The organism is Methylosinus sp. (assembly GCF_036560965.1).
Lineage (GTDB): Bacteria > Pseudomonadota > Alphaproteobacteria > Rhizobiales > Beijerinckiaceae > Methylosinus.
On sequence record NZ_DATBQF010000068.1, the window covers coordinates 20948 to 40238 of the forward strand.

16 protein-coding genes and 1 pseudogene are annotated in these 19291 nt (G+C 67.1%); 10 read left to right on the forward strand and 7 right to left on the reverse strand.

Going from position 1 to position 19291, the window contains the following annotated elements:
* Window positions 1-36: 36 nt before the first annotated feature.
* Entirely contained in the window at window positions 37-456 is a 420-nt protein-coding gene (locus VIF40_RS17250) for a DUF2946 family protein (protein WP_331938747.1), read from the reverse strand.
* Between the two features lie 109 nt (window positions 457-565).
* On the opposite strand from VIF40_RS17250, the gene VIF40_RS17255 reads away from it, so the two are divergent.
* Window positions 566-949 (forward strand): DUF2946 family protein, encoded by a 384-nt coding sequence (locus VIF40_RS17255; protein WP_331938748.1) that lies wholly within the window; start codon window positions 566-568, stop codon window positions 947-949.
* An 82-nt stretch (window positions 950-1031) separates the two neighbouring features.
* Complete coding sequence (locus VIF40_RS17260; protein WP_331938749.1) at window positions 1032-3539, forward strand: TonB-dependent receptor; 2508 nt, start codon at window positions 1032-1034, stop codon at window positions 3537-3539.
* Between the two features lie 76 nt (window positions 3540-3615).
* Here VIF40_RS17260 and gor read toward each other — a convergent pair whose 3' ends face one another.
* From gor to rpiA, 3 genes are all read right to left on the reverse strand, one after another.
* The gene (gene gor / locus VIF40_RS17265) at window positions 3616-4983 is read right to left on the reverse strand and encodes a glutathione-disulfide reductase (protein ID WP_331938750.1); all 1368 of its coding nucleotides are present in this window, start codon (window positions 4981-4983) and stop codon (window positions 3616-3618) included.
* A gap of 88 nt (window positions 4984-5071) precedes the next feature.
* Window positions 5072-5623, reverse strand: a complete 552-nt coding sequence (locus tag VIF40_RS17270; protein WP_331938751.1) for a DUF2059 domain-containing protein — start codon at window positions 5621-5623, stop codon at window positions 5072-5074.
* A gap of 29 nt (window positions 5624-5652) precedes the next feature.
* Entirely contained in the window at window positions 5653-6375 is a 723-nt protein-coding gene (gene rpiA / locus VIF40_RS17275; RefSeq protein WP_331938752.1) for a ribose-5-phosphate isomerase RpiA, read from the reverse strand.
* Window positions 6376-6822: 447 nt separating this feature from the next.
* Here rpiA and thrS point away from each other — a divergent pair, with 447 nt between their 5' ends.
* From thrS to VIF40_RS17290, 3 genes are all read left to right on the forward strand, one after another.
* Window positions 6823-8757: a threonine--tRNA ligase gene (thrS, locus tag VIF40_RS17280; RefSeq protein WP_331938753.1), complete on the forward strand. Its 1935-nt coding sequence runs from the start codon at window positions 6823-6825 to the stop codon at window positions 8755-8757.
* 71 nt (window positions 8758-8828) lie between these two features.
* The gene (locus tag VIF40_RS17285; RefSeq protein ID WP_331938754.1) at window positions 8829-9980 is read left to right on the forward strand and encodes a DNA cytosine methyltransferase; all 1152 of its coding nucleotides are present in this window, start codon (window positions 8829-8831) and stop codon (window positions 9978-9980) included.
* A gap of 5 nt (window positions 9981-9985) precedes the next feature.
* On the forward strand, window positions 9986-10408 hold the full coding sequence (locus tag VIF40_RS17290) for a very short patch repair endonuclease (RefSeq protein WP_331938755.1): 423 nt from the start codon (window positions 9986-9988) through the stop codon (window positions 10406-10408).
* 34 nt (window positions 10409-10442) lie between these two features.
* Here the strand turns inward: VIF40_RS17290 and efp are convergent, their stop codons facing one another.
* Entirely contained in the window at window positions 10443-11015 is a 573-nt protein-coding gene (efp, locus tag VIF40_RS17295) for an elongation factor P (protein ID WP_331938787.1), read from the reverse strand.
* Window positions 11016-11202: 187 nt separating this feature from the next.
* Here efp and epmA point away from each other — a divergent pair, with 187 nt between their 5' ends.
* Window positions 11203-12240, forward strand: a complete 1038-nt coding sequence (epmA, locus tag VIF40_RS17300) for an EF-P lysine aminoacylase EpmA (RefSeq protein WP_331938756.1) — start codon at window positions 11203-11205, stop codon at window positions 12238-12240.
* A gap of 71 nt (window positions 12241-12311) precedes the next feature.
* Here the strand turns inward: epmA and VIF40_RS17305 are convergent.
* Window positions 12312-13235, reverse strand: a pseudogene (locus VIF40_RS17305) (acyltransferase family protein); the annotation flags it as partial.
* Window positions 13236-13285: 50 nt separating this feature from the next.
* Here VIF40_RS17305 and VIF40_RS17310 point away from each other — a divergent pair.
* The 3 genes from VIF40_RS17310 to VIF40_RS17320 are packed head-to-tail and all read left to right on the forward strand — an operon-like array spanning window position 13286 to window position 17687.
* Complete coding sequence (locus tag VIF40_RS17310; RefSeq protein ID WP_331938757.1) at window positions 13286-14446, forward strand: lysine-2,3-aminomutase-like protein; 1161 nt, start codon at window positions 13286-13288, stop codon at window positions 14444-14446.
* Between the two features lie 26 nt (window positions 14447-14472).
* A complete protein-coding gene (locus tag VIF40_RS17315; protein WP_331938758.1) occupies window positions 14473-17124 on the forward strand; it encodes a DUF3772 domain-containing protein in 2652 nt (883 codons plus the stop codon).
* 50 nt (window positions 17125-17174) lie between these two features.
* On the forward strand, window positions 17175-17687 hold the full coding sequence (locus VIF40_RS17320) for a CAP domain-containing protein (RefSeq protein ID WP_331938759.1): 513 nt from the start codon (window positions 17175-17177) through the stop codon (window positions 17685-17687).
* A gap of 27 nt (window positions 17688-17714) precedes the next feature.
* Here the strand turns inward: VIF40_RS17320 and VIF40_RS17325 are convergent, their stop codons facing one another.
* Window positions 17715-17954, reverse strand: coding sequence for a hypothetical protein (locus VIF40_RS17325; RefSeq protein ID WP_331938760.1), 240 nt, complete (start codon window positions 17952-17954; stop codon window positions 17715-17717).
* A 138-nt stretch (window positions 17955-18092) separates the two neighbouring features.
* On the opposite strand from VIF40_RS17325, the gene VIF40_RS17330 reads away from it, so the two are divergent.
* A complete protein-coding gene (locus VIF40_RS17330; protein WP_331938761.1) occupies window positions 18093-19148 on the forward strand; it encodes a hypothetical protein in 1056 nt (351 codons plus the stop codon).
* Window positions 19149-19291: the final 143 nt, after the last annotated feature.

Consider the following 19291-nt stretch of genomic DNA (forward strand, 5'->3'; position numbering starts at 1 on the left):
CGCTTCCGCGCGCCATGGCGCGGAGCTGGTCTGTCGTCAGGAGAGAGCGAGGCCGGCGGCGGGCGGCGCTCGGGCCCCATTGACCGCTTGCGACAGAGCGAAAGGCGGCGGCGCGGCGGCGAAGGCTCGATAGACGGCGGGCCGTGCGGCGGTCTCGCGGCGCAGGGCGACAGAAATGCGGTCGGGAAGCACGGCCGGACCGGAATGCGCGGCGAGGCAGCAGGGGCAGCTCGCGCCCTTCTTGACGGGACTGTCCGGCGTTCCGTCGCGCGTGTCGGAGAGCGACTCGTGGCACATGCTGCGGGCGGCGACATGCTCGCCCGCGCGTCCATCGGCGGCGGCGCTCGAAAGCCGATGCGGCGCGCCGGAGACGAGGAGAGCGAAAACGAGCGCGCAAACGGCGGCGATCGCGCAGATCGCACGCATTTCTATGCGCTGTCCCCCCGTCTGTGACATAAATGTCTCTTAACGGATTTTTTAACTTCTGACAATCTGCGGGGTCTTGGATTTATTTGGAAGTGCGCGCTAATTCGCAGCTGGTTTATCGATAGAGTTAACGCGCGCGATGGCGGCGACGACCGCAAAGATCCTTTTCCTTCTCGCCCTGCTGGGCCAGGCGTTGTCGGCGTCCGGCGGCGGTTGGCGGATGCATGCCGCGGGCGCGGAAGCGGCGCGGCTCTGCCTCGTCGCCCATGCCGATGCGAGCGCCTCGTCCGTCGTCGGCGAGCGCGCCGAGCAGGCGCCGACGAACGATCGATCGCATCGTCATGGCGCATGCGCTTTCTGCGAGCTCGCCGCGAGCGGCCCGCCGCTTCTCGTGACGGCGGGATGGGTCGACGCGCTCGCGCCGCGGGCTCGCGACGCCGGCGTCGCGAGCGTCTACGCCGTCCTTCCCTTCTCGCGCGACGACGACAATGCGCGGACCCGCGCGCCGCCCTTCTTCTCCTGACGCGACACCGCTGCGCGGCGTTGTTTCGCCGCAATTCGACGCGCGCCCTCTGGAAAGGGCGTCAGGGGAAGGACATTAGACTATGCATCGCCATCACTTGCTGCGCGGCGTCTCCGCCGGCGCTCTCCTCATCGTCTGCTCCGCCGCGATTTTCCCGGCCCACGCCCAGGAGGCGCTGCCGGCGATCGACATCAGCGGCGAGGCGCAGCCCGCGCAATCGCGCCGGCCCGCGCCGGCCTCCGTCTGGTCGCCGACGCTGCCCGACGGCAAGCCGGCCTTCGTCGAAAAATTCCAGCTGCCGAACACCGTCTCCAGCGTCACCCGCAAGCAGATCGAGGAGACGATCAACGTCATCGACACGGAAGACGTGGTCAAATATCTGCCGAGCCTCTTCCTGCGCAAGCGCAACAACGGCGACACGCAGGCCGTGCTGCAGACGCGCACATGGGGCGTCTCGTCCAGCGCCCGCAGCCTCGTCTATGCCGACGATCTGCTGCTCACCGCCCTCATCGGCAACGACAACAACATCGGCGCCCCGCGCTGGGGCCTCGTCGCGCCGGAGGAGATCGAGCGCGTCGACATGCTCTACGGGCCCTTCTCAGCGGCCTATCCGGGCAATTCCATGGGCGGCGTGCTGCAGATCACCACACGAATGCCCGACAAGCTCGAAGTCACCGCCAAGCAGAGCGTCTCGCTGCAGGATTTCTCGCTCTTTGGAACGAGCCAGCTGTTCCATACGGAGGTGACGAGCGCCACCGTCGGCGACAAGATCGGCGACTTCTCCTGGCTCGTGACCGGCAATTACGCCCATGGCACGACGCAGCCGCTCACCTATGTGACGTCGAGCAGCCTCTATGGCTGGCCGGGCGCCTATTTCGGCAACACCAAATTCGGCGGGCCGGCCACTGTTCTCGGCTCCTCCGGCAATCTCGAGAACGATCAGATCAATGCCAAGCTGAAGCTGGCCTACGACTTCACGCCCACCATCCGCGCCACCTACACGCTCGGCTTCTGGAGCAATGACGGACTCTCGATTCCGCAATCTTATGTCTCCGGCGGGTTGCAGGCCTTCGGCGCGGCGAGCGGAACGGGCTCCATCGGCTCCGCGGCGATGCAGAGCTTTGGAAGCGGCTATTACCGCATCCAGGAGAAGATGCTCACCAATGCGCTGGCGGTGAAATCCAACAGCGGCGGACCCTTTGACTTCGAGGTCTCGGCCTCGCATTTCACCTATCTGCAATCCGACCAGCGCTCGCCCTATACGGCGGCGCCGGTCGGCTATTCCTCGACCGGCAAGGACGTCCGCTACAACGGCACCTATTGGACGCTGCTCGACCTCAAGGGCATTCTGCGGCCGGACGGCGCGCTCGCCGGGCACGACATCAGCTTCGGCGTGCATGGGGATCAGTTCCATCTGAACAATCCCACCTGGCTCACCACCAATTGGACGAGCGGCATGGCCTCGTCCTATGGCGTCGTGGCCTCGATCGGCAATGGCACGACGCGCACCCAGGCGCTCTGGGCGCAGGACGCGTGGAGGATCTCGAAAGAGTTCAAATTCACGGTCGGCGGGCGCTGGGAGCATTGGGAGGCGACGGACGGCTATAATCAGTCGCTCGGCGGCATCACCGCCAATGGCCTCGGCTCGACGGCCTCGGCCGCCAGCATGGCGCCGCTCTATCAGCCCCATCTCTATCACACGCGCTTCTCGCCCAAGGGCTCGCTGCAATGGACGCCGGACGAGGATTGGACGGTCACCGGCTCGATCGGCCTCGCCAATCGCTTTCCCACCGCCAAGGAGCTCTATAATCTGACGACCATCCCCGGCGCGACCGGAACCGTGGTCAATCCCAATCCCAATCTGCGGCCGGAAGTGGCGCTCAGCAAGGAGCTCGCGGTCGAGCGCAAGATCGGCGAGGACGGCTCGGTGCGCGTGTCGCTGTTCGACGAGGAGGTGCGCGACGCGATCATCTCGCAGAGCGCTTTCGTCACCGCGCAGAACTTCACCGCCTCGCAGACGACCAATGTCGATCGCGTCCGCAACAGCGGCGTCGAGCTTGCGGCGCGCAAGAACAATGTCTTGGTCGAGGGTCTCGAGCTCATCGGCAGCGCGACCTATCTCAACGCCCGCGTCATCTCCGACAGCAAATGGTCGCCCTCCGGCGGCACGAATTACGACAATTGGGCGCTCTCGGTGGCCGGCAAGCGCGTGCCCAATGTGCCCGATTGGCGCGCGACGATGGAAGCGACCTATCGGCCCGACGATCATTGGGCCTTCACGGTCGCCGCCCGCTATCAGGGCCAGATGTGGACGACGCTCGCCAACAACGACATCGCCCATGGCGTCTATCAGAGCTTCGACCGCTTCTTCGTCGTCGACACGAAGATCCATTACAAGTGGAACAGTCACGTCTCCTTCGACTTCGGCGTCGACAATATCGGCAACTACAAATATTTCCTGTTCCACCCCTTCCCGCAGCGCACGTTCACGGCCTCGGCCAAATATGAGTTCGGGCGCACCAAGGGCGAGCGCGGGATCTTCTTCGAGGGCGGCGAGCCGGCGCTGTTCGACGTGTCCTTCGTGAAGTGAAGTGAAGCGGCGAGGCGATCCGGGGCCGTCCCGGATCGCCTCTCGAATGCGAGCATTCGGCCGCGTCGTCTGGTCTCTATTCGACGATGCGGCTCGGCGCGCGCATCGTCACCAGCTCTTCCGCGAGCGTCGGATGCAGCGCCATCGTGGCGTCGAAATCCGCCTTGCGCGCGCCGAGCCGCAGCGCGATGGCGAGAAGCTGCGTCATCTCGCCCGCCTCCGGTCCCAGAATATGCACGCCGACGACGACGTCGCTGGCGGCGTCGACCAATATCTTCATGAAGACTTTTTCGGCGCGCTTCGACAGCGTCGCGCGCATCGGGCGGAAGCTGGTCTCGAAGACGAGGAGGCGGCCGTGCTTCGCATGGGCCTCGGCCTCGCCGAGACCCACCGTTCCGATCTCCGGCGTGGTGAACACCGCCGTCGGCGTCAGCGCGTGATCGACTTTCACATCTTGTCCGCCGAACACCGTATCGGCGAAGGCATGGCCCTCGCGAATGGCGACGGGCGTCAGATTGAGGCGGTCCGTCACGTCGCCGACAGCGTAGATGGACGGAACATTGGTGCGCGAATAATCGTCGACGATGATCGCGCCGCTCTCCTTCATCGCGACGCCCGCCGCCTCGAGCCCGAGCCCCTGCGTCAGCGGCGCGCGCCCGGTCGCCAGCAGAGCGGCGTCTATGTCGAGCCACGCGCCATTCTCCAATGTGGCGACGAGTCCGCCGGCGGTCTTCTCGAGCTTGGTCGGCAGAGCGCCGCGGTGGATCTCTATGCCGGCGGAAGTCAGGCCCTCGTCGAGCCGGCGGCGCAGCTCTTCGTCGAAGCCGCGCAGCGGCAGATCGGCGCGCAGCGACAGATGCACCTTGGAGCCCAATCGCGCGAAGACGCTGGCGAATTCCACGGCTATATAGCCGCCGCCGACGACCAGCAGGCTCTTCGGCAATTCGGGCAGATCGAAAATCTCGTTCGAGGAGATGGCGAGCTCCAGGCCCGGAATCTTGGGCCGCAGCACCGGCGCGCCGCCCGTGGCGACGAGAATATAGCGCGTCGAGACGCGCCTTCCGCCGGCGAAGGCGACGTCATTGGGGCCGGCGATGACGCCGCGCTCGCGGATGATCTCGACGCTCGATCGATCGAGGTTTTGCGCATAGAGGCCGGAGAGGCGGGTGATCTCCGCCTCTTTGGCGGCGACCAGCGCCTTCCAATCGAATTCCGCCGGGCCGACGCGCCAGCCGAAGCCGGCGGCGTCCTCGAAATCATCGCGGAAGCGGCTCGCCATCACATAGAGCTTCTTGGGCACGCAGCCGCGAATCACGCAGGTGCCGCCGATGCGAAACTCCTCGCAGATCGCGACCTTGGCGCCATGGCCGGCCGCGATGCGCGCCGCCCGCACGCCGCCCGAGCCGGCGCCGAGGACGACGAGATCATAATCATATTGCGTCATTCAGAACCCCGGAGTTTCCGACCCGGGGGCGAAGGCCCGCCCGGGTCCCGCCAGAGTTCTCCCGCTCCAGAGTTCTCCGTTGGGGCGGCTAGAGCTCGTGGCCTTTCTGGCGCATCTCTTCGCGCACGCGCGACATCATGTCGACGGAAATCTTCTGCGACCACGCCTGCATGGCGACGAACATGTCGCTCATCAGCACGGGCAGCATGCCGACATATTTGCGGCCCGATGGGCTTTTGAAGAAGGCGGCGACGTCCTCGAGCTCCTTTGGCGAGAAGCGCTGCGTGTAGAGCTGCGCGGCGCTGTCGATCATCTCGTCGACCTTCTTGTCGAATTCCGGCCGCACGGCGGCGAGCACGAGATTGAGGTCGGGAACCATATCGGGCCGCGTGCGCGTCACCGAAAGGGCGATCTGCTCGAGATATTGCGGAATGATCAGCCGGAAAGACGAGGCGACGCCGGAATCGACGAGGACGGCGCGCGCCAGCGCCAGCTGCGCCGGCGAGGCGACGAGGGGCGGGACGGAGGCGATGGGCGGCGCCACGGCGGCGGCTGGAGCGGCGCCGGTCCGTTGCTCGCCGGCAAAGGCGGCGGTCGCCAGAATGATGGCGGCGAGACAGATCGTCGGACGAAAAAACACTTCGGGCTTTCTCCTCGGAAAAGGATTTTTCAGCGCGTCGTCCGCTCGAGCCGGCCGAGCGTCTCGACGCCGGCGCGGCCCGCGACGACGACGGCCGTCGCGAGGCCGATGAATAATCCGTGCTCGACGACGCCGGGAATGGCGGAGAGGCGGCCGGCCAGCGCCTCGGGATCGGAAATCGCGCCGAATGCGCAATCGAGGATCAAATGGCCGCCGTCGGTGACAAAAACATGGCCGTCCGGCTTCAGCCGTGGGGCGATCGTCCCCGGCAGGCCGAGATCTTGCGCCGCGCGCTCCACATGCAGACGCGTCGACTTCGCGCCGAAGCGGTCGATCTCGACGGGCAGCGGAAAGGCGCCGAGCGTCGCGACCTTCTTCGATTCGTCGGTGATGACGATGAAGCGCCGGGACGCCGCGGCGACGATTTTTTCGCGCAATAGCGCGCCGCCGCCGCCTTTTATCAGGCGCAGCCGCGCGTCGAACTCATCGGCGCCGTCGACGGAGAGATCCAGCTCCGGCGCCTCCTCCAGCGTCGCCAGCGGGACGCCCAGCGCCTGCGCCTGCGCGCGCGTGCGCTCGGAGGTCGGCACGCAGAGCACGTCGAGTCCCGCCTTCACCTTCGCCCCGAGCAGATCGACGAAATGCGCGGCCGTCGAGCCTGTGCCGAGGCCGAGCCGCATTCCCGGCGCGACCGCCTCGAGGGCCACGGCCGCGGCCTGTCGTTTCAGCTCGTCGGCGGAGGGGGCTTGCATGGGCGGCGTCCTCGGTCGGGCGAAGGGGAAAGAGGCGGATAGTCGGTTCGCGGGGCGAAATCAACGGCGGGGCGGCGTGCGACCGGGCGACCGGGCGAACGCAGGACCGGGCGTGTTCCCCCTCCCCGTTAGGGCGAGGGACCGAAGGCGAAGCCGTCCGGGGCGGGGCTCCACGCGAGAGACTCGGCGGAAACGCCCCTCCCGATCGCCTGCGGCGCTCGACCTGCCCCCTCCAGGTCAGGGTCCTGCCCCCTCCAGGTCAGGGTTATCGCAGGTGAGTATAGGGGTGTTGCGCGGGGGGTAGAAATCGATTCATTCGGGTCGCTTCTCGATTCGGGGGCCGATTGCCAAGCGCGACAGGCTTGCCTTATCAATGCGCCCAGTCCAATTCGGGCGACACGCGACTTACGCCGACTTGTATCGGCGAGTGGGCGCAAAGGAGAGCATATGATCGCCGTCACCTTCCCCGACGGGGCGTCCCGTCAATTCGAGCCCGGCGTCTCCGGCCTCGATATCGCCAAGAGCATTTCCCCCTCACTCGCCAAGCGAACCGTGGCCATGGCTCTCGATGGAGAGCTGCGCGACCTCGTCGACACGATCGACCGCGACGCCAAAATCGAGTTCGTCGGCCGCGAGGACCCGCGCGCGCTGGAGCTGATCCGTCACGATTGCGCGCATCTTCTGGCGGAAGCCGTGCAGGAGCTGTTTCCCGGCACGCAGGTCACCATCGGCCCGGTGATCGAGAACGGCTTCTATTACGACTTCTATCGCTCCGAGCCGTTCACGCCGGACGATCTTCCCGCCATCGAGAAAAAGATGCGCGAGATCGTCGGGCGCGACGCCGCCATCACCAAGGAAGTCTGGAGCCGCGATCAGGCCAAGACCTACTTTACGGCGAAGGGCGAGGCCTTCAAGCGTGAGCTGATCGAGAGCATTCCCGGCGGCGAGGATCTGAAAATCTATCGCCAGGGCCATTGGCTCGACCTCTGCCGTGGCCCGCATCTGCCGTCGATCGGCAAGGTCGGCACCGCCTTCAAGCTGATGAAGGTGGCGGGCGCCTATTGGCGCGGCGATCACAACAACCCGATGCTCTCGCGCATCTATGGAACCGCCTTCGCGAAACAGGAGGACCTCGACGCCTATCTGCATCGCCTCGAGGAGGCCGAGCGCCGCGACCATCGGCGTTTGGGGCGCGAGATGGACCTCTTCCATTTCCAGGAGGAAGGGCCGGGGACGATCTTCTGGCACGAGAAGGGCTGGTCCCTGTTCCAGACCCTCGTCTCCTATATGCGCCGGCGCCAGAAGGCCGTGGGCTACAAAGAGGTGAACACGCCGCAGGTGCTCGATCGCGCTTTGTGGGAGACCTCCGGCCATTGGCAGACCTATCGCGAGAATATGTTCCTCACCAAGACCGAGGACGAGCGCATTTTCGCGCTGAAGCCGATGAACTGCCCCGGCCATGTGCAAATCTTCAAGAACGGACTGAAGTCCTATCGCGACCTGCCGGTGAAGATCGCCGAATTCGGCATCGTGCATCGCTATGAGCCGTCCGGCGCGCTGCATGGCATGATGCGCGTGCGCGCCTTCACGCAGGACGACGCGCATATTTTCTGCAACGAGGACCAGATCATGGAGGAGGCGTTGAAGATCAACGACCTCATCCTGACGATCTACAAGGACTTCGGCTTCGACGATGTGGTGGTGAAGCTCTCCACGCGGCCGGAGAAGCATGTCGGCTCGGACGAGGCCTGGGCCAAGGCCGAGGCCGCGCTCCACAAGGTGCTGGAGGAGCTGGCCTCGCGGGGCCTGAAGACCGGCGTCAATCCGGGCGAGGGCGCCTTCTATGGGCCCAAGCTCGAATATACGCTGCGCGACGCCATCGGCCGCGAGTGGCAATGCGGCACGACGCAGGTGGACTTCAATCTGCCGGGGCGTTTCGGCGCCTTCTATATCGGCGCGGACAGCGAGAAGAAGACGCCGGTGATGATCCACCGCGCCATGTTCGGCTCGCTGGAGCGCTTCACCGGCATATTGATCGAGCATTACGCCGGCCATCTGCCGCTGTGGCTGTCGCCGCTGCAGATCGTCGTCTGCACCATCACGCAGGACGCCGACGATTACGCGATGGAGGTGGCGGCGGAGGCGCGCAAGCTCGACCTCGCCGTCGATCTCGATCTGCGCAACGAGAAGATCACCTATAAGGTGCGCGAGCATTCGCTGGCCAAGGTTCCCGCGCTGCTCGTCGTCGGCAAGAAGGAGGCGGCCGAGCGCACGGTCTCGATCCGCCGCCTCGGCTCGCAGGCGCAGAGCTCGGCGAGCCTCGCCGAAGCGCTGGCCGCGCTCGCCGCCGAGGCGACGCCGCCGGATGTGAAGGACGCGTGAGCGCGTCAGCGATCCAGAACGGGCTCCGCTCTGGATCGCTTTCGCCTCTCGAATCGCGGTAGCATGGGCGCATGGAGCAACCGGGCTATTATGAATTCTTCGCCGGCGGCGGCATGGCCCGCGCCGGGCTCGGCGCGGGCTGGCGATGCCTGTTCGCCAATGATTTCGATCTCAAGAAATGCGAGACCTATCGCGCCAATTGGGGCGGCGAGACGCTCTTCCCCGGCGATGTGCGCAAGGTGACGACCGCCGATCTCCCCGGCCGGGCCGATCTCGTCTGGGCCTCCTTCCCCTGCCAGGACCTCTCGCTCGCCGGCGCCGGCGCGGGGCTGAAGGGCGAGCGCTCGGGAAGCTTCTGGCCGTTTTTCGAGATCGTCAAAGCGTTGCGCGCCGAGGGGCGCCATCCGCCGCTGCTGGTGCTGGAGAATGTCTGCGGCGCGCTGACCTCGCATGGGGGCAAAGATTTCGAATCGCTCTGCGGCGCGCTCGCCGGCGAAGGATATCGATTCGGCGCGCTGGTCATAGACGCCGCGCTATTCGTGCCGCAATCGCGGCCGCGTCTGTTCATCGTCGCGCTGCATGGCGATCGCGCGCCATCGCCGGAATTGACGATGACGGAGCCCTCGCCGCTCTGGCATTCGCGCGCCTTGATCGCCGCGCATGAGCGCCTGCCGCGCGGCTTGCGCGAAAAATGGATCTGGTGGCGCCTCGCCGCGCCCGCCGCGCGCAACATTTCGCTCGCGGACATCATCGACGAGCAGCCGCAGGGCGTCGCCTGGCGCAGTCGCGAGGAGACGCAGGCGCTGCTCGACAAAATGAGCGACGTCAATCGCGCCAAGGTGGAGGCGGCGAAGGCCGCAGGGCGGCGCATGGTGGGAGCGCTCTATCGGCGCACGCGCTACGGCGCCGACGGCGAGAAAATCCAGCGCGCCGAAGCGCGCTTCGACGATCTCGCCGGCTGCCTGCGCACGCCGGCCGGCGGCTCCAGCCGGCAATTCGTGCTGATCGTCGAGACGGGGCGCGTGCGCTCGCGGTTGATCTCGGCGCGCGAGACAGCGCGGCTGATGGGCCTGCCGGAGGATTACATTCTGCCGCGCAATTATAACGAGGCCTATCATCTGACCGGCGATGGCGTCGTCGTGCCGGCGGCGCGCCATCTCGCGGCGCATATCCTCGAGCCATTGCTCCGATCGTCGCGCCGCTTCGCCAGAGCCGCCGCCTGACGGCGATGGCCGAAGACTCTCCCGAAGACCCGGCCCGCCGCTCCGCCATAATGCGCGCGGTGAAATCGCGCGGCACCTCGCCCGAAATCGCCGTGCGCGCGCTGCTGCGTGGCTTCGCGCCGCATTATCGGCTGCATCGCAAGGATGTGCCCGGCAATCCCGACATCGCCTATGTGGGGAGAAAACGCGCCATCTTCGTGCATGGCTGTTTCTGGCACGGGCATGATTGCGCGCGCGGCGCGCGAATGCCGAAAACCAACGCCGATTATTGGCGCGCCAAGATCGCCCGCAATCGCGCGCGCGATCTGACGCATCAGGAGCGCCTCGCCGCGCTCGGCTGGCGCGCGCTCGTCGTATGGGAATGCGAGCTGAAGGATCGCGCGGCGGTGGAAGCGAAGCTCAGAGAGTTTTTGGCGAATAGCGAATAGAAAGCCTCTACTCGCTATTCGCCGCTCGCCGCCATCAATCCTTGGCGCGCTCGACGTAGGAGCCGTCCTCCGTCTGGATGACGATGCGCGTGCCGGCCTGAATATGCGGCGGCACCATCACGCGCGCGCCATTGGAGGCGATCGCCGGCTTATAGGAGGAAGAGGCCGTCTGGCCCTTCATCGCCGGCTCGGTCTCGGTGATCTCGAGCGTGACGCGCGCCGGGAGCTGAATGCCGACCGCCGCGCCGTTGAACAGCGAGAGGATGCAGACCATGCCCTCCTGCAGCCATTGCGCCTGATCGCCGAGCACATCCTTGGGCACGAGGACCTGGTCATAGGATGTGGTGTTCATGAAGGTGAAGCCATCGTCGTCGCCGAAGAGATAGCTGAAATCCTGATCCTCGACGAAGGCGCGCTCGACCTGCTCCGTGGTCTTGTAGCGGTCGGCGATCTTCACCCCGTCGGCGAGGCGGCGCATGTCGATCTGCGTCGTCGGCGTGCCCTTGCCGGGGAAGAAGCTCTCGGCTTTCAGAACGACATAGAGCTGGCCGTTTTCCTTCTCGATGATATTGCCCTTTCGGATCGAACTGGCGATGACTTTCACGATTTTTTATCCTCGATTGCTGGCCGCGCGCGGCGGGTCTATGAACGCCTTAGACCCTTTTCCGATCCGAAAAGGATCGGAAAAGGGTCTAATTTGCATTGGAGCGAAACCTGATCGCTCTTGAAGGCTCGATCCGCGCGTCTCGCACGGAACCCTGCCGCCGCCCTCGAACCTTTGAACGGCTCGACGAATGACGCGAGTGTCGCCCTGGTGGGCCCGGGATGTTTACGCCGATCGCAAGCCATTTCTCAAGGCTCGCGCGAAAATCGCCGCCGCCCTGCGGCAGTTTTTCGTCCATCAAGGCTTCGCCGAGGTCGAGACGGCGGCGCTCCAGCTCTCGCCCGGCAATGAGACCCATATCTCGGCCTTCGGCGTCGATCTGGTCTCGGCCGCGGGCGCGGCGAGCCGGCTCTATCTCCATACATCGCCTGAGTTTTCCTGCAAAAAGCTGCTGGCGGCGGGGGAGGAGCGCATCTTCACCTTCGCCCGCGCGTTCCGCAACCGCGAGCGCAGCGCCCTCCACCATCCGGAATTCACCATGCTGGAGTGGTATCGGGCCAATGAGCCGCCCGAGCGGCTGATGGAGGATTGCGCCGGCCTGCTCGCCGTCGTCGCCGAGGCGCTGGGCGTGGAGCGATTCGCCTATCGCGGCGCGAGCGTCGATCCTTATGAGGAGCCGGAGGCGATCTCCTGCCGTGAGGCCTTCGACCGCTATGCGGGCATAGACCTCGCCGCGCTGATCGGCGATCGCGACGGCCTCGCCCGCGCCGCCGAGCGGGACGGGATCAGGGTCGTGGCGGATGATGACTGGTCCGACCTGTTCAGCAAGATTCTCTGCGAGAAAGTGGAGCCGCAGCTCGGCCGGGCGCGGCCGACGCTGCTCTGCGACTATCCGGCGAGCGAGGCGGCGCTGGCGCGGCCCAAGGCCGAGGACCCCCGTTTCGCCGAGCGTTTCGAGCTTTTCGCCTGCGGCGTGGAGCTCGCCAATGGCTTCGGCGAGCTGACCGATCCCGTCGAGCAGCGCTGCCGCTTCGAGGAGCAGATGGAAAAGCGCGCCCGCATCTACGGCGACCGCTATCCGATCGACGAGGATTTTCTGGCGGCGCTCGCCCATATGCCGCCGGCGAGCGGGGTGGCGCTCGGCTTCGATCGGCTCGTCATGCTGGCGAGCGGGGCGGAGCGGATCGAGCAGGTGCTGTGGACGCCTGTGGCGGAGACGGGGACATAGCGCGCGCCCGGGGCGGAGCCGGCGAGCAGCAGACGACGGCAGCGTTCCAAAGCGCGGTCGAAAGCAAACGCCAGGACAGTCGTCGCCAGAGCGACCGCCAGCAGCGCCTCCGGCGTTTCGAGGCCGAAAATCGCGTAGCCCATGATCATCGCCGGGAAATGAAAGAGATAGAGCGGATAGGAAAACGCGCCCAGACTGGTCGCGAGCCGCCGTAGCCGATGCGGAAACGCGATCCGATCGCCCAGGAGAAGCGCGGCGAGCGTCAGCAGATAGGTCACGACGGCGAAAGGCTCCGGCGTATAGGGACCGAAACGCGCCGCGGCCGCGCCGAGGCCGGCGAAGGCGAGCATGGGAAGCGTCCGATCCCGCCATAAGCGGAAGCCGAGCAGCCAGCACCAGAGATAATCCAGCGCATTGGATTTGACGAGGGCGTGGTAGAGGAGCCCTGAATCGCCCTGCCGCGGCAGCAGATAGCACAGCAGCGACAGCGACATGAGCGCGAGCAGCAGCCGCGGCTCGGCGCGCCGGAAAAACGGCGCGAGCGCGTAATAGAAGACCTCGATCGCCAGCGACCAGAGCGGTCCGTCGAATTGCAGCGGCTTCACCAAAAACCCCTGCAGGAAAAACAGATGGGCGAGCGCCGCCGATGATGTCTCGCCGTCGATGGAGAATGCGCCGATCTGGACATGCCCGCGGGTCGCGGCCTCGATCAGCAGGGACATGAGCACGGCGCCGAGATAGAGCGGATAAATCCGCAGGAAGCGTCTGAGATAGAACCCCTTTTCGTCTCGCTCGAGCGAGGCGGACATGGAAAATCCCGAGACCAGCAGAAAGCCGATGACCGCGGCTTTGCCGCTGAAATCATCGAATGTCTCGACCCAGCCGCCGGGGGCGTCCGGATACCAGGTCAAATGGCCGGACAGCACGACCCACGCCAGAAAGAGCCGCAGGACAGCCAAAATCTCCCAAGGCGCGCGTTTGGTGGAGGCGGGCATATCGGTCCTGCGCGTGGCGGCGGGGTGGTTATGCCACTATAAGCGGCGTCATGAACGAAGACAGCTGTCATCGCGCGTGGGGCGAGGCGATCCAGGGGCCGCCCGACGTTTCTGGATCGCCGCCCCCCACGCGCAATGACGCGACGTCGAAATCCGTCGCCGAGCTCGCCGCCGCCGGCCTGCTGGACCCGGCGCGGGCGCAGGCTCTCCGCGCCGTCGAGGCGCGCTACAGCGTCGCGGTCACGCCGGAGGTCGCCGCATTGATCGACCCCGCCGATCCCGCCGACCCGATCGCCCGGCAATTTCTGCCGGATTTGCGCGAGCTGGAGACACGCCCGGAGGAGCGCGCCGATCCGATCGGCGACGACGCCTTCAGCCCGACGGAAGGCCTCGTGCATCGCTACGCGGACCGCGTGCTGTTGAAGCTGCTCTCTGTGTGCCCGGTCTATTGCCGCTTCTGCTTTCGGCGCGAGAGCGTCGGCCTCGGCAAGGGCGCCTCGCTCTCCGACGAGGCGATCGATAAGGCGCTGGCCTATGTCGCCGCGCGGCCGGAGATTTTCGAGGTCATCCTCACCGGCGGCGATCCGCTGGCGCTGTCCGCAAGACGGCTGCGCGCGGTGGCCGAGCGGCTCGCGGCCATTCCGCATGTCGCCGTGCTGCGCATCCATACGCGCGCGCCGACCGCCGCCCCGCGCCTCGTCACGGCGGAACGGCTCGCGGCGCTGAGGGCCAGCGGCAAGGCCGTCTACATGGTGCTGCATGTCAATCATGCGCGCGAGCTCTCCGCTCCGGCGCGGGAGGCCGTCGCCCTCATCCAGACGGCGGGGATTTCGACGCTGGCGCAGACGGTGCTGCTCGCCGGCGTCAATGACGACGTCGACACGCTAGAACAGCTGATGCGCGCGCTCGTGACGGCGCAGATCAAGCCCTATTACCTGCATCATCCCGATCTCGCCCCCGGCACCGGCCATTTCCGCCTCTCGCTCGAGCGCGGGCGGGCGCTCTATGGCGCGCTGGCGCGGCGGCTCTCGGGCATTGCGCTGCCCTCTTACGTTCTCGACATTCCGGGCGGCTTCGGTAAGGTTCCGCTTCAGCGATCGCATCTCGAGGGCGACGAGAAAAACGGCTGGATCGTCCATGATCGCGCCGGACGGCGGCATCCCTATCCGGCGGGCGAGCGGGAGCAAAGTCGGGCGTCGCCGCAAGATTGACGGATTGTTCGTCTCATTGCGCGTCTATGGCTCGTCTCATCAACGAAAGCTTCGCCTTGCGCCGCTTTATCACTCTTTGCTTCGTCCTCCTCTTCGCCAGCGCGGCCATCGCCGCGGAGCCGTCCTCCTCGCTCGATCTGTTCAACGCGCGGCTCGACGCCGCGCGCGCGACGCTCGAGGATGTGGAGAAGACGCTCGTCGATCCCTCGCTCAACGACGCCACGCTCAAGAGCCTGCGCGATCGGGTCGATGCGCTGCCGGCGGAGCTCCAGGACGTCATCGACCGGCTGACGCCGCGCCTCGCCGCATTGCAGGCGCGACTCGACGAGCTCGCCGGACCGGCCAAGCCCGCGAGCGAGACGAAAGACGCGCCCGCCGTCCCGGCCCCGGCCGACGCGCCGCCCAAGAAGGACGACGCCGCTCCCGGAAAGGGCGCGCGCGCTCCGACCAATGCCAGGGGGGCGATCATCGCCAAAGTCTCCGCCGAGTCGCGGCCGGCGAGCCCGGCTCCGGCTCCGGCCCCCGTGACCGCCCCGCCGGCCGAGGGCGGCTCGCTGGCGACGGCGAGCGTCAACGCCGAATGGTCGGAGCAGAAAAAATTCTACGACGAGGTGGACGCGACTCTGAAACGGGCGCGGGCGCTGTCGATCGAGACGCGGCAGATCGCCCTGGTGATCCGGGGACGGCAGCGGGCGCTCTTCGCCAAGACGCTGTTCCTGCGCACGAGCGGGCTGTTCTCCCCCACGCTGTGGAGCGCCGCGCTGCAAGAATTGCCCTATGACGCGAAAGTCTTCGGCCTGATGCTCGAGCAGCGTGGCGCTGCGATCGCGCCGCGGCTGCGCGACGGCCAGCTCGCGAGCTTTCTGGCGACCATCTTCGGCGTGCTGCTGCTGGCGGCGCCGGCGACCTTTCTCATCCGCCGTTTCGCGACCCGCGAAGCCGCGGTCGAGGCGCCGGACCGATTCCGCAAGGCGGCGGCGGCGGTGACGACGACAGTGGTGACGGCGGCGCTGCCGGTCGTGCTCGTCGGGGCCATAGCGCTCGCCCTGGAGGCCTTCCAGCTCGAGGACGCCTTTCTCGCGCCGCTCGGCCGGCGGCTCTCGGAATCCGTGACCTTCGTCGCCGTCTCCTTCGGGCTGGCGCGCGGCCTGCTGGCGCCGGGCCTGCCGCAATGGCGGCTGATCGGCTTCGGCGACCGCCTCGCGAGGCGGCTCCTCTATCTCGCCGTGGTCGTCGGCTTCGTCGCCGCGGCGACGCGCGTGCTGGAGCAGATCGCCGAATTCGTGCAGGCCGGCCTGCCGGTCATCGTGCTGACGCGCGGCGCCGGCGCTTTGTTCATCGCCCTCGTCTTTCTCGTCGTCGTGGTCGCCACGCGCCATGAGCGGCGGGAGGACGACCCCGGCGCCGATCTCGAGGGACGCGACTGGATCTATGCGCTGCGTCTTCTCGCCTGGGCGGAGATCGTGGTCATAGGGGGCGCGCTGGCGGCGGGCTATGTGGCTTTCGCCAATTTCCTGGTGTTGCAGATCGCCTGGCTCGCGGCCGTCGGCGCGGCGCTCTATCTGCTGCTCGCCTTCGTCGAGACCGGCCTCGCGCGCGCCTTCCAGCCGCAGACGCCGCTCGGCCGCGCGATGATCGCCGGCTTCGGCGCGCAAGCCGAATCGCTCGGCCAATTCGCCGTGCTGCTGACCGGCGTCGCGACGCTCGGCCTCTACGCCTTCGCTCTCTTCGTCGCGCTGGTCCCTTATGGCTTCCAGTCCGGCGATTTCTTCGGCAATCTCCAGACCGCCTTCGCCGGCTTCAAGATCGGCGAAGTGTCCATCTCGCCGGCCGGCATGGCGACGGCGCTGGCGCTCTTCGCGCTCACCTACGGGGCGGCCAAGGCGCTGCGGCGCTGGCTCGATCAGCGGCTGCTGCCGCTGACGCGGCTCGACATGGGGCTGCGCCACTCCATCGGCGCCAGTCTCGGCTATGCGGGATTCCTGCTCGCCGTCTCGGTGGCGCTGGCCGAGCTCGGCCTCAGCCTCGAGCGGCTGGCCATCGTCGCCGGCGCGCTTTCTGTCGGCATCGGCTTCGGCCTGCAGTCGATCGTCAATAATTTCGTCTCCGGCCTCATCCTGCTGTGGGAGCGGGCGATCCGGGTCGGCGACTGGGTCGTGCTGGGCGAGGAGCAGGGCTATGTGAAGCGCATCAATGTGCGCTCCACGGAGATCGAGACCTTCGACCGCGCGACGATGATCGTGCCCAATTCCAATCTCGTTTCCGGCGTGGTGAAGAATTGGTTGCGCAATGATCGCGTCGGCCGCATCAAGATCGCCATAGCGCCGCATGCGGGCGTCGATCCGGAGGAGATCCGCGCGATTCTCCTCGCCGCCGCCAAGGCGCAGGACGGGCTGCTGCGCATTCCGGCGCCGCAAGTGATGTTCCTCTCGATGGAGCAGACGGCGTTTCGCTTCGAGCTCTGGTGCTTCGTCGACGATGTCGAGCAGGCCACGCGGGTGAAGAGCGATCTGCATTTCGACATTTTTCGCCGCTTCGCCGAGGCCGGCCTCAAAATTTCGCCGCCGGCGCCGGCGCCCGCCGTGGTGCAGATCATGGGCCTCGAGCCGGTGGCCCCGTCGTCGCCCCGCATCGTCGAGCCCGGGCGCGAGCGGGACTATGCGGTCGCCGGCGAATGAGTGTAGAAGGCGCGCGCAAACCGCTTCACTCGGCTCAATGGCGACGGCGCATGTCTCCTTTCCTTCGTATCGTCGCGCCGGCCGCGGCGCTGCTCGCGCTCTTTTCCTGCTCCGACGGCGGCCGCCTGCCGAAGGAGCCGGAGCAGCCGAGCTTCTATCGCTCGCTCGCCGCGCCCGGCGCGCGCGTCGACGCGGAGGCGGCGCGCGATATGATCTCGCTCTATCGCGGCAATAACGGCCTTTCGGCGCTGGCGCTGGACGAATCGCTGCGCGAGGCCGCGCAAGCGCAGGCCAATGCGATGGCGTCCGCCAATTCGCTGAGTCACGAGGTGCGCGGAACGCTGGACATGCGCCTCACCGCGCGCGGAATGCGCAGCGTCAGCGCGGCGGAGAATGTCTCGGCCGGCTATCACACGCTCGCCGAGGCGTTTTCGGGATGGCGGCAGTCGCCGCCGCACAATAAGAATTTGCTGATGAAGAAAGCGAGGCGCATGGGGCTCGCGACGGCCTATGCGCCCAATACGAAATACAAGGTCTATTGGGCGCTGATTCTGGCGGACTGACCACGCGCGTTCCCGCGCGCTTCGCCTTCAGCGCGTGAGCCGATCATGCCGAGGCCGCGTCACGCGCGGCCGCCGCTGGTCGCCCCGGCCGCTCGGCGCTTTGGTCGCCGCGTCCTTCGCCGCCGCGCTCTCCTTCGCCGCGTCCGCTGCGTCCTCCTGCCTCACGTAACGCACGCCGAGAAAGAAAAGGATCTGCGCTCCGCCGACGAGGGGCGGCGCTGCGGCCGCTGGTCTCGCCTTCGAGGAGAAGGCTATGATTTCGCCCATTTCATCGCCCCCGCAATGAAGCACGTAATTCGCGCGATTGGTCGATGCGGCGATTAGGGGCCGCCGAGGGTTAATGTTGCGTCAATGTCCGCGCGCTAAAATCGCTGATCGAGTATTAAAGTTGCGATTGGTGCGTAAATGCCACGAGTCGAAAGCGAACGGCGAAAGGCCGAGGCGGTTCTGTTCCGCGAGATCGTCGACCAGTTCGTCGCGCGTCCGCTGCATCCGGCGGCCGATGTCGAGCAGTTCGAGACGCTCGCCAGCGGCTTCATCGAGATGCTCGACGCCGATGTCGTCGCCGAGCGGGCGATCGAATTGTGCCGCCATCCCGACACGCCGCCCGGCGTCGTCGCGCAGCTGCTGGACAAGGGTGGGCGCGCCTCGCGCATCGCCTTCGAGTTTGCGCCGGCGATTCACGCCGGGCTCGCCCGCGCGCTCGCCGAGCACGGGCCGGCCGAGCTCGCCGTCGCCATCGCCCGCCGCGCCTCGCTCGACCGCAAGATCGTCGGGAGCCTCGCCTCGCGCGGCGAGAGCGAGGTGCTCTGCGCGCTCGCGGCCAATCGGCGGCTCCATATCGATCAGGCGGCGCGGCGCTCGCTGCTGCAGGCGGCGCGCGACGATCAGCGGCTCGCCCGCATATTGCTGGACCGCGTCGATCTTGCGTTCGACCCGGAGGCGCTGTTCCTCGCCGCCGATGCGGGCGAGCGCTCGCGCATTCTGCTGGAGGCGGCGACGCGGGCGCTGGTCGCCAATGGGCCGGAGCATGTCGCGCGGCCGTCTCCGGCGCTCGCCGAAGAGATCGACGCCTGCGCCATCGCCCGCGATCTCGAGGGGCTGGCCGAGGCGCTCGCCGAAGCGCTCGACTGCCGCAAATCGCGCGCGCGCGCCATTCTCATGGACCGTGGCGGGGAGGCGCTGGCGCTCGCCCTGGTCGCGCTCGCCGTCGGCGAGGACACTGCGATCCGTATTTTCCTGGGCGCCGAACGCGACGCGCCGGATGTGGAGCGCATTCGCTCGCTGGTCGCGCTGATGCGCTCGTCGCCGCCGCGCGCTGCGCAGCGGCTCGTCGCCGCGATGACCGGATCGTTGCGTCAGGAGAAGGAGCGCGCCGCGGCCGCCGCCGCGCGTCCCGGCGCCGCCGAGCAGAAGCGCAGGCGCAAGCCCAAGAGCCAGGCCGCCAAGGCCAAGGCGTAGCAGGAGGTGTGACGCCGCTCGAAAGGCTCGCGGTCCAGGGTCTGGCCCAGGGTCTGGCCCATTCGCGCGGCGCCCTCCCTCACGACGTGCGTGGAGCCGGGGAGGGTGAGGGAGGGCGCCGCGCTCGGGACTCGTCGAAGCCG

Coding starts and splice junctions, on each gene's coding strand:
- VIF40_RS17285 (WP_331938754.1), top strand. CDS start 8,829: ATGGAGCAACCGGGCTATTATGAATTCTTCGCCGGCGGCGGCATGGCC.
- VIF40_RS17320 (WP_331938759.1), top strand. CDS start 17,175: ATGTCTCCTTTCCTTCGTATCGTCGCGCCGGCCGCGGCGCTGCTCGCG.
- VIF40_RS17290 (WP_331938755.1), top strand. CDS start 9,986: ATGGCCGAAGACTCTCCCGAAGACCCGGCCCGCCGCTCCGCCATAATG.
- VIF40_RS17250 (WP_331938747.1), bottom strand. CDS start 456: ATGTCACAGACGGGGGGACAGCGCATAGAAATGCGTGCGATCTGCGCG.
- VIF40_RS17310 (WP_331938757.1), top strand. CDS start 13,286: ATGAACGAAGACAGCTGTCATCGCGCGTGGGGCGAGGCGATCCAGGGG.
- VIF40_RS17330 (WP_331938761.1), top strand. CDS start 18,093: ATGCCACGAGTCGAAAGCGAACGGCGAAAGGCCGAGGCGGTTCTGTTC.
- rpiA (WP_331938752.1), bottom strand. CDS start 6,375: ATGCAAGCCCCCTCCGCCGACGAGCTGAAACGACAGGCCGCGGCCGTG.
- thrS (WP_331938753.1), top strand. CDS start 6,823: ATGATCGCCGTCACCTTCCCCGACGGGGCGTCCCGTCAATTCGAGCCC.
- VIF40_RS17315 (WP_331938758.1), top strand. CDS start 14,473: ATGGCTCGTCTCATCAACGAAAGCTTCGCCTTGCGCCGCTTTATCACT.
- VIF40_RS17325 (WP_331938760.1), bottom strand. CDS start 17,954: ATGGGCGAAATCATAGCCTTCTCCTCGAAGGCGAGACCAGCGGCCGCA.
- VIF40_RS17255 (WP_331938748.1), top strand. CDS start 566: ATGGCGGCGACGACCGCAAAGATCCTTTTCCTTCTCGCCCTGCTGGGC.
- gor (WP_331938750.1), bottom strand. CDS start 4,983: ATGACGCAATATGATTATGATCTCGTCGTCCTCGGCGCCGGCTCGGGC.
- epmA (WP_331938756.1), top strand. CDS start 11,203: ATGACGCGAGTGTCGCCCTGGTGGGCCCGGGATGTTTACGCCGATCGC.
- VIF40_RS17260 (WP_331938749.1), top strand. CDS start 1,032: ATGCATCGCCATCACTTGCTGCGCGGCGTCTCCGCCGGCGCTCTCCTC.